Source organism: Thermobaculum terrenum ATCC BAA-798 (assembly GCF_000025005.1).
GTDB classification, from domain to species: domain Bacteria; phylum Chloroflexota; class Chloroflexia; order Thermobaculales; family Thermobaculaceae; genus Thermobaculum; species Thermobaculum terrenum.
Window position 1 is genome coordinate 215439 of record NC_013525.1, and the last position, 16239, is coordinate 231677.

General features: G+C 46.7%; 12 protein-coding genes. 3 read left to right on the plus strand and 9 right to left on the minus strand.

Annotation, left to right across the window (positions count from 1 at the left end; genetic code table 11):
- Positions 1-143: 143 nt before the first annotated feature.
- The 3 genes from TTER_RS14455 to TTER_RS01025 all read left to right on the plus strand — a co-directional run bounded on the left by TTER_RS14455 (position 144) and on the right by TTER_RS01025 (position 4943).
- Positions 144-2300, plus strand: a complete 2157-nt coding sequence (locus tag TTER_RS14455; RefSeq protein WP_012874160.1) for a sensor domain-containing protein — start codon at positions 144-146, stop codon at positions 2298-2300.
- A gap of 109 nt (positions 2301-2409) precedes the next feature.
- Positions 2410-3471 (plus strand): glycoside hydrolase family 130 protein, encoded by a 1062-nt coding sequence (locus TTER_RS01020; RefSeq protein WP_012874161.1) that lies wholly within the window; start codon positions 2410-2412, stop codon positions 3469-3471.
- A gap of 38 nt (positions 3472-3509) precedes the next feature.
- Positions 3510-4943, plus strand: a complete 1434-nt coding sequence (locus TTER_RS01025; protein ID WP_012874162.1) for an MptA/MptB family glycosyltransferase — start codon at positions 3510-3512, stop codon at positions 4941-4943.
- Here TTER_RS01025 and TTER_RS01030 read toward each other — a convergent pair.
- The 9 genes from TTER_RS01030 to TTER_RS01070 form a co-directional block, all read right to left on the minus strand.
- Entirely contained in the window at positions 4923-5768 is an 846-nt protein-coding gene (locus TTER_RS01030) for a carbohydrate ABC transporter permease (RefSeq protein ID WP_012874163.1), read from the minus strand. The genes TTER_RS01025 and TTER_RS01030 overlap by 21 nt on opposite strands.
- On the minus strand, positions 5765-6772 hold the full coding sequence (locus TTER_RS01035) for a carbohydrate ABC transporter permease (protein ID WP_012874164.1): 1008 nt from the start codon (positions 6770-6772) through the stop codon (positions 5765-5767). Before TTER_RS01035 ends, TTER_RS01030 begins: the two co-directional genes overlap by 4 nt.
- 53 nt (positions 6773-6825) lie before the next feature.
- Positions 6826-8190 carry an ABC transporter substrate-binding protein gene (locus TTER_RS01040; RefSeq protein ID WP_012874165.1) on the minus strand — a complete coding sequence of 455 codons (1365 nt, stop codon included), beginning with the start codon at positions 8188-8190 and terminating at the stop codon, positions 6826-6828.
- Positions 8191-8412: 222 nt separating this feature from the next.
- Positions 8413-9354, minus strand: coding sequence for a U32 family peptidase (locus tag TTER_RS01045; RefSeq protein ID WP_012874166.1), 942 nt, complete (start codon positions 9352-9354; stop codon positions 8413-8415).
- Between the two features lie 2 nt (positions 9355-9356).
- Complete coding sequence (locus TTER_RS01050; protein WP_148211859.1) at positions 9357-10220, minus strand: MBL fold metallo-hydrolase; 864 nt, start codon at positions 10218-10220, stop codon at positions 9357-9359.
- Positions 10221-12656: a GH116 family glycosyl-hydrolase gene (locus TTER_RS01055; protein WP_012874168.1), complete on the minus strand. Its 2436-nt coding sequence runs from the start codon at positions 12654-12656 to the stop codon at positions 10221-10223.
- A gap of 6 nt (positions 12657-12662) precedes the next feature.
- Complete coding sequence (locus tag TTER_RS01060) at positions 12663-14117, minus strand: aldehyde dehydrogenase family protein (protein WP_012874169.1); 1455 nt, start codon at positions 14115-14117, stop codon at positions 12663-12665.
- A 129-nt stretch (positions 14118-14246) separates the two neighbouring features.
- Positions 14247-14786: an HdeD family acid-resistance protein gene (locus tag TTER_RS01065; protein WP_012874170.1), complete on the minus strand. Its 540-nt coding sequence runs from the start codon at positions 14784-14786 to the stop codon at positions 14247-14249.
- Positions 14787-14855: 69 nt separating this feature from the next.
- Positions 14856-16226: a dipeptidase gene (locus tag TTER_RS01070; protein WP_012874171.1), complete on the minus strand. Its 1371-nt coding sequence runs from the start codon at positions 16224-16226 to the stop codon at positions 14856-14858.
- Between the last annotated feature and the right edge of the window lie 13 nt (positions 16227-16239).

Consider the following 16239-nt stretch of genomic DNA (forward strand, 5'->3'; position numbering starts at 1 on the left):
AAGCAGCACTCAGTACTTTACAGCTCTGGAGCATTTTCTTACATTCCAGGGCTGTAATTATATCTTCGCGGCAATAATAATTATTAGACCTTATTGACTATTTGGTGCATAATTAGCCATAAATCCAGGTATACAAAAACAAAATGTTACAGAATGAAGTACTGATTATAATCCTGCTGGCAGTATTAGGAACAGCCACAATATTAGGTATATCAGCAAGCAAGAGAACGAGGACCTCGGATAAAGAGAGCTCAAAGCTGGTATCAGCAACTGCCTTAACTCACTTAGAAGCATGCCTAGATGCAGCAAATATACCCATGTTGATAATAGATCAGAACCTCAGCATATCTTATGCTAGTAAATCGTTACAAAACTTGATCAACTTCGTCCCCAAAGCCTTAATAGGGGCAAGTTTATTAGAGCTAATCCACAGGGAGGATCAAGAAACCGCTAAGGAGCTAATACTTCAGCAGAATCAAGCTCATGAGGTTTCACAGGCTGACGTAAAACTACGTAGGGCCGGAGATGGCTGGATTAGGGTTAGAGCTTACTCCGGCAGGCTGCCTTCCAATCTTATATTGATGCTAATACAGGATGTCTCGCTAACAGAATCTCTAAGAGTGCAGCTAGAAATCGAGCATGCAAAGATAGAGATAGCAGAAAGAGTTGCAAACCTGGGACTATGGGAAAGAGATACATCTACGGGTCAAGAGGTATGGTCCGATCAGACCTTCAAGATTTATGGACTCAAACCCGGATCCCTGGAGCCAAGCTATGAGTATCTACTTAGAATAGTACATCCGGATGACAGGGATCGTGTCGATAGTGCCTATAGGGACTCTATAAAGGCTTTAAGCGCATACGACGTTTCTTACAGAATACTACTTCCAGACAGCAGTATAAGAGTAGTACACAGTAAAGCTCAAATAGTAAAAGGGGCTGATTCACACCTGCTACTTACAGGCACGGTTCAGGATGTGACCGAGCAGAAGGTGAACGAAGAGAGTTTACTTAGGCAAGCTCTCCATGACCCATTAACTGGTCTTCCAAACAGGGTAATGCTAGGGCAGCAACTCGAGAAGCTCCTTGCCTCCAACAGAAGCCGCAGCATTGCCGTCTTGTTTCTGGACCTAGATAACTTTAAAGCAGTAAATGACAACCTGGGACACCAAGCAGGAGATTCTCTGTTAGTTGCAGTCGCCCGCAGGCTCAGTGCTAACCTACGCCCAACCGACTTTGCAGCGCGATTTGGAGGGGATGAATTCACTGTAGTGGTTACAAAGGTGAAGAGCATCGACTATGTCGTATCAATAGCAAAGCGGATCATCGAATCCATCAGTCAGCCATTTGATATAGCTGGGGAACGCGTATATACATCCACCAGCATAGGGATAGCACTATGCTCCTCTTCAGAAGATTCCGCCTCATCACTACTAAGAAAAGCTGATATTGCTTTGTACAAGTCAAAGTCACTGGGAAGAGGCACTTATGTCATCTTTGATCAATCCATGGAACAGGAAGCCTCAGAGATACTGGAACTAGAGCGCAACTTGAGAACGGCCATACAAAACGACCAGTTCATAGTGCATTATCAGCCCATAGTGGACGCTGCCACAGGCAAGGTAGAAATGATAGAAGCTTTGCTCAGGTGGAATTCTCCCAATGGGATTTTAAGTCCCGACAAGTTTATCCCCATCGCTGAGGAAGTTGGATTAATCAACACACTAGGAGAATTAGTGCTTAATAAAGCATGTGAGCAGACTGCATATTTGAAAGCAACTACCGGAGCTAAGTTCATAACAAGTATAAACGTATCTGCAAAACAACTTAGGCAACCTCACTTCACTAACAATCTAGAATCTATGCTTCACAAGTATGACTTACAGCCAAAAGATGTACAGTTGGAAATCACCGAAAACGCACTGGTAGAAGAGGTAGAATGCATAACGAACGCGCTTAAAGAAATCAAGACTCTAGGAATAAGGATAGCAATAGATGATTTCGGGACTGGGTATTCAAGCCTAAGCTATCTCAGAAAATTGCCAATTGATCTCATCAAGATAGATCAATCATTCGTCAAAATGCTACCTAATGATGAGGAACATAGAGCAATAATTTACACAATTATCTCCTTAGCTTGCTCCCTTGACCTGGAAATAATCGCGGAAGGCGTAGAGGAAAAGTCACAGAGGGAGATCTTATTATCCATGGGCTGCAAGTTCATACAGGGAAATCTAATATCTCACCCAGTTGACCTAGAGAGCATCAAGCTAATATTAGGCCACACATCCCCCAAGTGAAGCAGTAATTTCAAGGCTCATAGAAGAAGCAACCCGCGTTGGGAGTATCCCCAGCAGAATGTACAATAATTTCGATGGCACCAAATAAAATCTCGCTTTGGAGCTCCACATGTTGGAAGAAGAAACACTGTTCAAGGTTGAGAGACTAGGCATTATCATGTCTCCAGACCCTAACATCCCTGAGGAAGTGGAAGGAGTACTCAATCCGGCTGCTGTACGAGGCAGGGATGGCGAGTTGTACTTATTTCCGCGCGTAGTAGGAAGAGGAAACTACTCTCGCGTGGGGATAGCACGGGTGATATTCGACGATGATGGTTTACCAACTTCAGTCGAAAGGCTGGGATACGCATTGGAGCCCAAAGAATGGTATGAGCTCAGACCCGAAGAAAACACTGGGGGATGCGAAGATCCAAGGGTCACTTATATACAAGCCATAGACATGTTCGTTATGGCTTACACAGCTTGGGGCCCAGGGGGGCCGAGAATAGCTATTGCTGTAAGCGAGGATCTTTTTCACTGGGAGAGGCTTGGGTTACTGAACTTCGAACCAGACCCAGATCCCGTATACCTAGTCGACTTTGATGACTATCACAACAAAGACGCAGCTTACTTCCCCCTACCAGTACTAGATCCTGATGGAAAGGAGTCCTTAGCTGTACTTCACCGTCCAGTATATGACGAAGAGGATGTACCTAAGACTATTTTGGATCCTAGACCTAGTATATGGGTTTCCTTCTGCTCCCTGGAAGAAGTTCGCAAAGACCTCAAAGCACTTCAAGTAGTACGTAAGCATAAGGTAGTAATTGACCCTGAGTACGAATGGGAGAGTCTGCGCATAGGTGGAGGCACTGTACCAGTAATGACCCAATTCGGTTGGATGCACGTGTATCACGGTGTCTCAGAGTCTGGGGATTCAACAACCGGCAGAAAGTACTGTGCGGGATTATTATTCCTAGACAAGGAACATCCTGAAAAGACAATTTTCAGAACTGATCGCCCCATATTGGAACCTCAAATGGACGAAGAGAAAAGTGGAGTCGTACCTCACGTAGTATTCCCCACAGGTATCGATGATAGGGGCAATGGACAATACGACATCTACTATGGCATGGCCGACACGCGTATAGGAGTAGCAAGGCTGACTCTGCCAGAGAGATTACCTGCAAACTAGGGGCATGAAAGCTGCTAAAACTGCTACCATAAAGCAGCATGTTTGTAGATACAAGTCGTGAATTACTAAGAGAATCTAGATTTCCTAGAATCAGTTCTAGGTTTGGGGGAGATAGTGTAACTACCCTCCTAAGCAGGACGCTGCTCCCCACATACTTCTTCCTACTACTGCTCTACTCTAATACTCCGTCAGGGCACCCCGCTGCCCAAATATCCGAAATGTACAGGGCTGTTCTGCACACTCCTTACATCCCAATGACGACCATGCTGTTCCGAATATCACACATACTGATCATGCTGTGTCTGTGGAGCAGCTACATAGCTAAGATAAGAACTCTCAGTTACGAGAACAGCAGGGAGAACTGGATACTGGCAATTGCCGTAACGCTACTAGCGGTTCTAACCCCACCTGTAACCTCTAGAGATGTGTTCTACTACTCCATCTCCGGAGAAGTGACATCTATTTACAAGATGAACCCATATTCAACTCCACCATCAGCTCTGCCAGCAAGCCCTCTATATGGTTACGCTGATTGGAAATTTCTTACATTTCCATATGGGCCTATCTGGACAGTGATATGCGGTGCTGTAGTGTTCATATCTGGTACAGGCCCCTTTGCCTCGACGTTTACCTTCAAGATCCTGTGTGGCAGCACTGTTCTCCTATCGGCCTTCCTAATTCAAAAGATATCAAGCAAGATCTCGCTACAGCCTTCACATAAGGCCGCCATGCTATACGCAATGAACCCAATAGTGCTTGTAGAAGCAGCGGTAAACGCCCACCTAGATGCCTTCATAGCACTACTACTGGTACTTACAGTGTTACTGCTGATTAGTAACAGGAAGCTACCAGGGTATTTGGCGTTATGTGCATCTGCTTTGATAAAGCCCACTACAGTTCCTCTACTAGGGTTCTTTGTAGCGGCACGCATGCAAGAAGAATCTAAGTTACTCAGCAAAGTATTCCAGCTAGCTAAGTATCTAATTGTAGCTGCTATATTAGCATTCATCACTTACTATCCTTTCTGGCATGGAGCTGAAACCTTTGGTTTTCTATCCTCAGAGAGGTTTAGTCCATCAGGACTCATACCCTTGGCAGTAGTAGCGATAATGTTCTTTAGAAAGTTCGCATTGCCTTGGGCAGCGACCACTTCGGCATTGGCCAGCTTGGCGCTAGTGTACTGGAGCCTTAGAAAGGGTTTTGAATTACTGCTAGGAAAAGCAAGGGGCTATAGAAAAGAAGTTTTGATATGGGGTACTTTCATGTTCTTGCTGCCCGTATGCTTCTACACAGCATACCCATGGTACTTACTGCCAGCCTTGGCATTGCTATCTATAACTCAGCTCTACAGCCAAAGATACAGCAGGCTGCTTTTCTTGATAGCAGCCTGCTGGTTTACGGTCTGGACAGTAGGCACCCTGTTCTTTATGAGCTTACCGTGCTGCCAAGGATCACCCCTTCAGGGCACCTGATAGCAGACCTCTCAGGAAGTAACGTCCTAGAAGTACATAGACCACCAGAGTAGGAATAGCTACAAGTAGAGCCCCTGCCATCTGTACGTTCCAGAGCGTATATTGACTTCCTGCTATATTCTGCAAAGCTACGGTCACAGGCCGTTGCTCTGGAGAATTAGTGATTATTAACCCAAACAGGAACTCATTCCATATAGATGTGAACTGCCATATCGCCACCACTACGAAGCCAGTGACGGATAGCGGGAATATGATATGTCGATATATGCCGAAAAATCCCGCACCATCCACCTTGCCAGCCTCAACCAGCTCTCCAGGTATACCCGCATAGTAGTTACGAAATATTAGCGTAGTGATCGGTATTCCATACACCACATGGGTAAGTATCAATCCAGGGATGGAGCCATAAAGTCCTATCTTCTGAAGTGTTAGGACCAAGGGTATTAGTATGCTCTGGTAAGGAATAAACATTCCGAAAAGTATGGCCGTAAATATAGTATCTGCTCCCTTGAATTTCCACTTAGAAAGCACATAGCCATTCATGGAGCCCAAGACGCTGGAGATGACAGTTGCAGGTATAACGAGCTTTATGCTGTTTAGGAAGCTTACATCAAGCCGTTCCCAAGCGGCAGCAAAGCTATCAAAGCTAAGGGAAGATGGCAGAGCCCACATACGGCTTATGCTAACTTCCTCAAAGCTTTTCATTCCGGTGATAAGCATCAAATACACTGGCAACAGGTAGAAAACCGCAAATGCAATCATGACCAGGTAGATGATGATCCGCGAATATCTAATTCTTGGCAACTGCATAGGCTTGGTACTCATCTCTCAGTCTCCGATCGCATGTTGTATATCAAGTAGGGAATGATCAGCACCGAAACCAGTAAGAGCATAATTATCGCAACAGCTGCACCCTCAGCATACTTGTTGCTCTTGAACGTGGTTTCGTACATGTATATGCCAGGCACATCCGTGGCGAAACCAGGACCACCACCCGTCTGCGTGATTATGAGGTCGAAGATCTTGAGAGATATATGACCCAGGACTATCACTGCGCTCAGAGTTATGGGCTGCAACAGAGGAAGAGTTATCTTTCTAAATATCTGCCACTCACTAGCCCCGTCCACTCTCGCGGCTTCTTTTAGGTCCTCGGGAATGCCTCTTAGCCCTGCAAGATACATAGCCATGGTGAATCCGGACATCTGCCATATGGCAGCCACTATAACAGGGATCATAGCCACAGGAATGCCTACAGGTATCCTTAGCCAGTCTGGTCGCCAACCGCCTCCCGGCCACACATAGGATGTAGTGCTCCAGTTCTGGTATACATGTAGGCCAAACATGTGGAACAGCTGATTCAGGCCATGAGGCTCTTGTGGAGTACCGGGAGAGAAGAGCCATTGCCAAGCAGTACCTGTTACAACAAAAGATAGAGCCATAGGGAACAAGTACACCGTACGAAAGAAAGACTCCCCTTTCACCCTTGAGTCAACTAACATGGCCAGTAGAAGCCCTATTACCAGCGAACCTAACAGGAAAAACAGGGTAAAGACTATCGTATTTCTGATATCCGTTTGGAACCTGTAAGATTTGAAGACATTTATATAGTTCTCGAAGCCAGCATAACTCAGATCAGCTACGATACCTCTCCATCTACTGAGCGACACCCAACCAGTCCAGGCGATAAAGCCATAGACAAACACTGCAATAGCGATAACAGACGGAGAAATCATCAGGATACCAATCAGCTTCTCATTGAGCTGAAGCGACTTCTTAGGTGCGGCTCTCTCTGCAGACTTCTCTACGACTGAAGTAGTAGCTTCTGCCATACTCACCTCCTGAACAGGGGGGCTGGGATAAACTCCCAGCCCCTACCTACCAACTACTGAGACTGTAGCTCACTCGCAGCATCCAAGAGCATTCCCTTCAACTCTTCCTTATCTCTGTTAGCAGAGAACAGGTTAAGGGCATTATCGTAATCAGTCATATACGCCTCGTTTGCTGCGGCTCCATGGACTATGCTAGGAACAAGCTTATCTCTCTTGAACTCATCTATTGACCAGCGCAGGTAGACATCATACTTGCTCTTGTCGGCATCTGTACGAGCTGGAATCGACCCTTTCTTTGGATTGAAGGCATCCTGACCTTCCTTGGAGCCACAGACCTTGAGCCACTCTATGGCGTTCTCTCTATGAGGAGCTCCCTTGGGTAAACCGAAGCTGTCGCTTAGCCATAGGAAGGAGCCACTGGTACCAGGAGCTGGAGCCCATCCAAAGTCTTTATTAGGTTTAGCTCCCTTGTTGATAAAGTATCCCTCAGCCCAGTCACCCATTATGGTCATTGCAGCCTCACCATCTATAACACGCTGTGCGGCATCAGCCCAGCTCAAAGAAGCCCTATCCTCGTTAGCATAGTCCAACATCTTGTTGAGCGTGTCTATAGCCTTATCCAGGCGAGGATCGTTCTCCCACATGCTGGGATCCTTGAAAAGTTTAGGATAATCCTCCGGTCCGAATGTGGCCAATAGCACACTCTCAAAGAGGTGTGGCACTTCAAACTTATCCTTGCCACCTACCGAAAGAGGAGTAATACCCTTAGCTTTGAGCTTCTCTGCCACCTTGAAGAAATCGTCAATGGTCTTTGGAGGTTGTAGGTTATTCTTCTTGAATATCTCGATGTTGTACCACAACATATTCGACCTGTGGACGTTCACGGGTACAGAATATATCTCCCCTTTGTACGTTATCTGATCTAGAAGGGTCTTAGGCATTACCTTATCCCAACCTTCCTGCTTGAAGAGGTCGGTAATAGGCTCCATCTTGCCTGCAACCACCCACGTACCGATAAGTTCCTGTCCTGCGTGAACCTGGAAGCTGTCGGGAGGATCGCCACCCCTCATACGTGTAACGAGCACAGCCTTCGCGTTGGTACCTGCACCACCAGCAACCGTAGCATTGATTACTTCAACACCAGGTCGACGCTTCTTGAAGATCTCAAATAGAGCCTTCAAACCATCAGCCTCTCCTGGGTTAGTCCACCAGCTGAATATCTCAAGCTTGTTCTCTCCAGCACTACTTCCTTGATTGGCAGGTTGCGTGGGTTGTGCTGAAGCTGCAGGAGAAGGACTTGGAGACTGAGAAGTACCTCCTGTGCTGGCAGTAGGAGTACCTCCTTGTCCACCACAAGCAATGAACAGAATGGATGCAAATATAAGGAAAATACTTAAGATAGATATCTTACTGCGCACACTTACACCTCCTTATGAAAATATAGAAACTACGGCATCAAAAGTCCGCAGCAATATAGCACTAAAATCTATCCAAGTAAATAGGTCAGCAATTCTTTTGCCCAGATATAAGGGAACGATTTTCTGCCCATAAACCAGATGGGAAGGCTATATATGGTAGCGTAGGTGAGTCAGCGAGACACTTGGTCGGGCTGGAGACTAATTCTTGCGGAGATATTGATATTAGGGTTTTCTAGGTACCGCCAATCCCTTGGCTCCTGCAGCAGATTGCACGGCATCTGGATAGTACCGCTGTATTATATCTACAGCTATCTTGGCTCTTCTCACCCTTTCCCTGCTCATTAGAACAGCTACGGATTCCAGATGCTTGCCTACGGGATATATATTTGGGGCATTTCTTAATCCCAGCTTGATATAAACCGGAGACGCGATCCTTATCAACTCAGGAATCTCATACAACCTGACAAAGCCTCCCACATCATCAGGTACCTCCACATATATATCAAGCGGTATATCCACGGCTGCACGTATACTTGCTATCTGAGGAAGGGTCAAGTCTGTGGGGATATTATAGGTATCAGCTCCTAGATCCTGCATAAGACGGATTGATGCTGGATTGGCTGAAGCCATCATCACACTCATCTTAAACTGCATATCTGCTGGGAGTTCTCCTCCAGAGCGCATTTTGGCTGCGACCCACAGCACACCTTCATCAGCCAACAGGACACTCCTTATCCCATGGTCTGCAGCCCTCCTGATATCCTCTAGACAATAGATGAGCTGATCCTGACCTCGCGCACGTGGAGACACTACACCACCTGCGCTAGCAAGACTCATGGCACTAGTATCCCAGCTCGCGTTAGGCCTGGCAAATAGGCTCACCTCCATACCTTTGGCAGAAGCCAATGAGGCCATCTCATCTATCTCATCATCTGTTAGCATTAGAACCCCGCTACCCTGAGATACCCTATGTATGGTTACTCCAAGACGCTCAGCCTCCTCTATTACTGCATGCAAACACGCAGGGCCCTCTGTGCTTGGAATCTCAATTCTATATTGTGCTCCATCAGGGAACCTCTTAGTGCTAGTAGGAAGATCGTAAAGGTCACCTGGAGGCAAATTTAGACTTCTCAGGAACAGTCGTGTATCCTCGATGGAGCTCATGCCTACTGTACCTCAGGTAATTTTTGTGGAGATTTGAAGTAGTTAAACCTTTGGAACCTTGCTAGGAATACACAGGTTATCTCAGGATGAAACCTCTGAAGGTAAGATATTAGAGCATCTGGCCTGCCCAGGTTTGGCTCAAACATATCGTAATGCATGGGGATTATGGTGCTTATATGCGCCTCGGCCGCGAGCTCTACTGCCTCGCGCTCGTCCATATTCCCTACCAAGTTATTCTTTTCCCTGAAGTAGTTCCTCCCATTTATAGGGAGAAGTCCCACATCAACGTTCAGTTTTCTGAGCATATCCGCTAAGCCATCAAAGACTATGGTGTCACCAGCATGATAGATACGAGTATCGCCGTATTCCAACACGTAACCTACAAATCTATAGCCTTCTTGGGGATCACCAAATGTATAGGCATAAGGAGGAAACGACTCCCCATGCATAGCAGGCGTCACATGAACAGCTATAGAACCCAGAGATACGTTATCCTCTGGTTGAACACCTATTATTTGCTCCGATGGAACACCTATATCTAACAGTTGGCTGGATATAGGATTTGGAACAAGAAACTTGGCTTCAGGGGAGTTTTTTATCAACCCTGGGATAGTTTCAGGATCCAAATGATCTATATGATCGTGTGTTATTAAGACAGCGCTAGCTGGTGGGGCCTCCTCTGGCGAGAATGGAGGTGGGATAAGCCTGCCTTCAAATTCTGACAAAAAAGGATCTATATAGATAGTCTGATCATTGGTCCTTAACACAAAGCTGGCCTGGCCTAACCACCATATAGACACCATACCATCCGGTACTATGGCTTCCCTTATCTCCTCCGACAGCCCCATTACATTACTCCTCTGCACCTACAAGTTTATCTCCTGACCACATGCTAACACTTTCATGCCTTGAGCATCACCATATAAAACCTCTACACGAGGAATTATATTGCCGGTCTGTGGATCAGTTGTCTGGCTGAAAGTCCCCCAAGCCTTAGAAGTACTCCAAAAGCAGGCAAAGTTTTCCTTATTGATCTTAGGATCAAAAGTCATAGTATTACTATGCCCATCATAATAAAAACCACTGAGGGCTATGAGCAATCCCCAGCTTGCCATCGAACGGGCATAGTGATGACCACACTCTACCTCATCCCACGGGTTTCTCTTGAAGCCATCGTATCTATCCCTCGTAGCCCTGATGATCGTTAGCGCCTCATCAAGCAGTCCTTCATATATCATGAGGGTAGCAACTTGGTACTCCGTCCCTGACCAAACCTCGTCGGAGTATGGGAACGGGAAAGACGGTCTGTCGCCAAAAGGCCAGGTACACATTACCAATCCAGCATCATCTCCAAGAGCGTATACTCTTTGTGTATTTGTGTGGTTCCAGAAGTTAGGCTTGAAATTATAAGCAAATATAGATTCCAGAGCCCTGCTAATGTGTTCCTTGGGAAGCAAATATCCTAACCCGGTTAAGCTAGCCAATGTCTGACCAAAAAGCTGATCAGAAAGGCAACCGCTAGCATGCTGATAACGATGCTCATTAGGATCATCCAATTTCTGGATGTAATATTCTCCATTCCACAGCAGTTGATCCAGCTTTTTAGAACTAGCCTCAAAAGCCTGTGCATAGGAACTTGCAGACTCACTACCTAGATACTTTGCCATCTCCTCGGCTGCTCTAAGGGCTCCCAGAAACAAAATCCCAGTGAGTGGATTAGGACCGTAGAACTCTATATCGTAAGTGTTATGTTGTCTACCTTCAAGAATGAAGTCCTGGTCTTTATCCCAGTATAGGGAAGAATAATTGACGGCAGACTTAACCTTAGGCCATAGTTCCTTCAGGAAAGCATCATCCCCTGAAAACTTCCATTCCCTGTATACTCTTATCACTGTCCCCAGCTGACCGTCAGCCGCCGCCTCGTGGTCCCAAATCTGGCCTAAGGAAGTCAAACCCCGAAAGTTCATTTTCCCTTCCTGATTGGTCTCAACCAGAAGCTCGCTACGCCTCATAAGTCTTTCAAGATCAGGGAACAAGAAGGCTACAGTTTGAGCATAGTTCCAGACATGAGTGCAAGTCCCAGCACAGCACCCGGCATCATCAAAACACCCCTCCCATGCCATGAAGCTACCATCCTCAAGCCAAAAGCAAGTAGGGCTACGCAGAACAGTGATATTACTAGCTACTGCATCTATAACGTGAGTAGGAAGGGTACTATTGAACAGAGCATCATGAAAGCTGAGAGTAATAGATCTTAACTCGTCATACCTTCTGGCAAGATGCATTGCCACGTCCCAAGAACTGGAGAATCTTCTGGAATAGTGATTTCTAACTATCTCTACATCCTCAAGGTCTTCAGCATCACTATCCCAACTCTTTATCCTGTTAGGGAAAAACCATGAAAGTATGAAAACGAAATCCTTTACTTCGCCCGGAGCTATTGTCTCCATAGCAGCAATCGAGCCTGTATAGGTTTGTCCCTCCTCGGATGGATCTTCTATTCCCAAGTCCTCCAGCTTGCCATCAGTGCTAAAATCCCTCCAGAACTCCTCAACCGAATCGCAAGCCCATCTGGAGGGAAGCCAGACTCGCTTGAAAGTCACGTGGCTATTCATAGTTACCAGGGATAGATCTCCATATCTAAGGTCGTATAGAGGGTAGCTGTTAGAGCGAAGAAACAGACCTAATATACGGCCCTGACGTCGAAAGTCGTTGGCATTACCCCCTCTCTCTACAGAGAAACCACCAAATCTGTCTCGCCTTACTTCACCCACAGGATTAGTAATAGATGCAGCTATGGCCACATCTATCCTCTTAGGAGATATATTCTCCACCCTGTAGATCAAGTACGCTCCCGGTATGCCAGAATCCTCAGCATTCAGAGGAACAAAAGGGGTGAAGGATTCCAGAGTAACCTTTATAGGCAGATCAGAATCCTCGAAATAGACCCAAGCTATAGGATACTCACCTCGAAATAACGTGGAAGTAAAATGTGGAAGCCCTAAACCACTAGTAGGATGGTAGCCATGAGACTGGGTATGAGGCGGAGGGGGAAGAGATTGCAAGACCTTGGTAACTGGAGATTCGCCCTCAGGTCTTGCCCACAGAGCAAAATAAGTGTTGGGGAGAGAGAATCCCTTAGCTGGCCTATTGAATATCTCCCAATCCCTCAGCTCTCCCCTGGCTCCTAGTGAGACATTACCTGTGCCAATACCCCCAAGCGGGAAAGCCACAGCTGAAGCGCTTCCTGGGAATACCCTCTGAGGGTGCATACCGTAAAGCTCATCCTCTGAATAAACCATAACTCTCTATCCGGTTACTGGATTTATCTGTACAGTCTTTGTATCTGTAAAGAATTCAACTGCAGCAGGACCTTGTTCTCTAGAATGTGAGCTTGAAGACTTCATCCCGCCAAAGGGAGCGTGTGGATCCACGCCAGTTGTATCAGCGTTAACTCTCACCATCCCAGCCTCTATATTCGGTATGTAGGAGAGTATAGCGTTTATGTCTCTAGTGAACATAGATACACTCAGCCCATATCTGGAGTTGTTGGCAATATTTATTGCGTCATCCAGACCCTTGGCCTCATGCACCACAAGTACAGGTCCGAAGATCTCCTCCTGAGCAACTTTTGCATCAGGAGAGACGTTACGAATTACTGTTGGCTCGAAGAAATAACCCCTATCCAAGAGGGAACCCTGGGCCCTCTTCCCACCTAGAACTACCTCGCCGGACTTTGCCCCCTCATCAGCATAATAACTGACCTTGGAAAGGGCATCTTCTGATATCAGCGGGCCAACCGCACTATTGGCGTCTATTGCTGGCGCAACAGGCAGAGCTTTCACCTCTTCAGTCAAGTGATCAATAAAGCTATCAATCACATCAGCTACCACTACTACCCTACTCGTTGCAGTACACTTTTGCCCTGCATACCTCATGGCTCCTGAAGCTATTAGCCTTGCTGCCAATCGCAGGTCCGCATCAGGAAGCACGATAGCTGCGTTTTTGCCTCCCATCTCGAGCTGATATTTGATGTTACGCTGAGCAGCCTGCTGAGCTATACCCATACCAACGCCTTCTGAGCCCGTAAATGTAACAGCCCTTATTCCATCGGAGGCTACCAGTGCTTTGCCTATCTTCGACCCACTACCCAGCACAAGATTGATTACTCCCTGAGGGAGTCCAGCCTCGGCAAATATTTTCATCAAGTGCACAGCCACCATCGAGGATGTCTCTGCTGGTTTCCAGACAACGGTATTTCCAAAAGCAATGGCCGGTGATATCTTCCAGAGCGGTATAGCCACCGGGAAGTTCCAGGGAGTAATCACTCCCAGAGGACCTACTGGCTCACGCACTGTAAACTGGAGACTCCCAGGGACCTGTGACGGAATAACACTCCCCATTGGATGCACCGCTTCTTCTGCATAATAGCGGAGTATAACTACTCCTCTATCTACCTCTGCTAGGGCCTCTCCTATAGGTTTACCAACTTCTAAGGCTACAACTCGTGCAACATCTTGGCGATGTTGGGCTAACAAGTTAGCTACCCTGTGCATAAACTCTGCTCTACCAGGGCCAGGCGTATGCTTCCAGCCTTTGAAGGCGTTATTAGCCGCCTCTACAGCTCTCTGTACGGTAGACTCATCCCCCAAAGGAATCTTTGCCAACACCTGACCGAAATCAGAGGGGTTTACATCATCCTTATATTCCTCAGAGGTACTACTTATCCACTCACCGGCTATGTAATGAGCTAGAATCTCCATCACTCTCTCCTCTTAGGCAAACTTATCTTTGTGCACACTAATCAAACTGCCATAAACACTAAGACTGCATTGGGGCTCCCTGCAAACATGAGGGTAACAGGAAGCCCCGGTTATAGGCAAGAGGTTGCACTAAGCCGCTCGCAGAGAATTGTAAAGACTCCTAAGTCTTAGTCCTAGCGCTATCAGCAGTATGCCGAACAGTATCGCATACGAGGCTATAATCCAGACCACCGCCAGTGCACCAGAACCAGGGAATAAGAAGAGGATTATCCCAAAAACTATAGAGAGCAGTCCAGCTAACCCAAGCAACCATTCATTGGAAATCTCTCTACGAAGGCGTATCGCAGCTGCTATCTCAAATATACCTGTGACCACTGCCCAAGCTGCTATAAGATAAAGCAGAGCCAAAGCTGTTATCCCAGGCCATAAGATAGCAACTATACCAGCCGCTAATCCCAAAACACCTTCTATTACAAGAGCTAGCCAATTTCTAGAGTCACGAAACGCCGAGATGATAGCCAGGATACCATCTATGATGGCATAAGCAGCAAACAAGGCAACAAACACTAGCACTGTTATACCAGGCCAAATAAAGGCTAATATCCCAAATAGAATAGCAATGACACCTCTTAGAACAAGAGACCACCAGTTCCTGGCCAGGATCAACATAGAAAAACACCTCCTCAGATAATTGTCCTAAGGAGGTGTTAGCTGATTCTATGCCATGACAATAGTATTTCAGGCCGCACCTAGATCTAGCCATAGAGCTGCAACGCTCTTAATCCCTCCGTAGAAGTTATCCAGCAAGAACCACTCATTAGGGGCGTGAGCGTTTTCATCAGGCAGCCCCATACCCATAAGGATAGATGGTAAGCCAAGGATCTCCTTTAGGCTAGCCACCACCGGTATGGTGCCACCTGCCCTGATAAAAACTGCTTTCTTACCAAAAGCTTTCTCTAGAGCCCTAGCAGCTGCCTGGTTAATTGGATGGTCGATAGGCACTATAGCCGGTTTACCTCCATGCATCCTCTGAATCTCAACGCGCACCCCTGGAGGAGTTATCTTGCGTATGTACGTCTCCAGAAGATCTGAGATCTCTTCAGGATCTTGATCCGGTACCAAACGACAACTTATCTTAGCGTGGGCCTCAGCAGGTATAACTGTCTTGGAACCCTCCCCAGTAAATCCACCCCATATGCCATTTACATCCAGAGTTGGTCTTGCCCATAGCCTCTCAAGTGTGCTGTACCCTTCCTCGCCATACAGCTGATCTACACCAAGAGCTTGACGGAAGGATTCCTCATCAAAGGGTAGTTTTGAGAATTCTTCTCTCTCCTGAGAAGTCAATTCAACTACCTTATCATAGAATCCATCTACCTTGATCCTTCCTTTATCATCTTTAAGCGAGGCTATAATACATGCTATTGCCTCAGCAGGATTCATAACAGCTCCACCATAAGAGCCAGAATGCAGATCGGACTTCGGACCGTAGACGTCGACTTGAATATAGGATAGTCCTCTCAGGGCATACGTGATCGACGGCACCCCAGGAGCTATCCACCCAGTATCACTTATAACAACCGCTTCAGATGATAATCTGTCTTTATTTTGAACCAGGAACTCATCCAAGCTGGGGCTTCCAATCTCCTCCTCCCCCTCAATAATGAACTTCAGGTTGACAGGAAGCTTCCCATACTCCTCCAAAAGAGACTGCACCGCCTTTAGGTGCATCATGACCTGACCTTTGTCGTCGACAGCTCCCCGCGCATAGATCCTGCCCTCTCTTACTGAGGGTTCAAAAGGAGGAGTCTGCCAAAGGTCGAGAGGATCTGGAGGCTGAACATCATAATGCCCATATACTAGTATTGTTCTTCCAGAGTCGCTCCCCATCCACTCACCATACACAATCGGATGCCCAGATGTAGGGATCACCTCTGCCTTCTGAAGACCGATCGTAATCATATGCTCCTTCAACCACTGGGCGCATCTAGCTACCTCTGCCTTGTAATCCGACAGCGCACTGATGCTTGGTATCCTTAGAAATTCCTTGAGGTCTTCAAGATATTTATGGCTACTGGCATCTATCCTAGAGAACACCTCATCGCTCATAGATACATAACTC

Bases quoted from the DNA above. Each gene is read 5' to 3' on its own strand.
- TTER_RS14455 (WP_012874160.1), top strand. From the start codon at position 144: ATGTTACAGAATGAAGTACTGATTATAATCCTGCTGGCAGTATTAGGA.
- TTER_RS01020 (WP_012874161.1), top strand. From the start codon at position 2,410: ATGTTGGAAGAAGAAACACTGTTCAAGGTTGAGAGACTAGGCATTATC.
- TTER_RS01025 (WP_012874162.1), top strand. From the start codon at position 3,510: ATGTTTGTAGATACAAGTCGTGAATTACTAAGAGAATCTAGATTTCCT.
- TTER_RS01030 (WP_012874163.1), bottom strand. From the start codon at position 5,768: ATGAGTACCAAGCCTATGCAGTTGCCAAGAATTAGATATTCGCGGATC.
- TTER_RS01035 (WP_012874164.1), bottom strand. From the start codon at position 6,772: ATGGCAGAAGCTACTACTTCAGTCGTAGAGAAGTCTGCAGAGAGAGCC.
- TTER_RS01045 (WP_012874166.1), bottom strand. From the start codon at position 9,354: ATGAGCTCCATCGAGGATACACGACTGTTCCTGAGAAGTCTAAATTTG.
- TTER_RS01055 (WP_012874168.1), bottom strand. From the start codon at position 12,656: ATGGTTTATTCAGAGGATGAGCTTTACGGTATGCACCCTCAGAGGGTA.
- TTER_RS01060 (WP_012874169.1), bottom strand. From the start codon at position 14,117: ATGGAGATTCTAGCTCATTACATAGCCGGTGAGTGGATAAGTAGTACC.
- TTER_RS01065 (WP_012874170.1), bottom strand. From the start codon at position 14,786: ATGTTGATCCTGGCCAGGAACTGGTGGTCTCTTGTTCTAAGAGGTGTC.
- TTER_RS01070 (WP_012874171.1), bottom strand. From the start codon at position 16,226: ATGAGCGATGAGGTGTTCTCTAGGATAGATGCCAGTAGCCATAAATAT.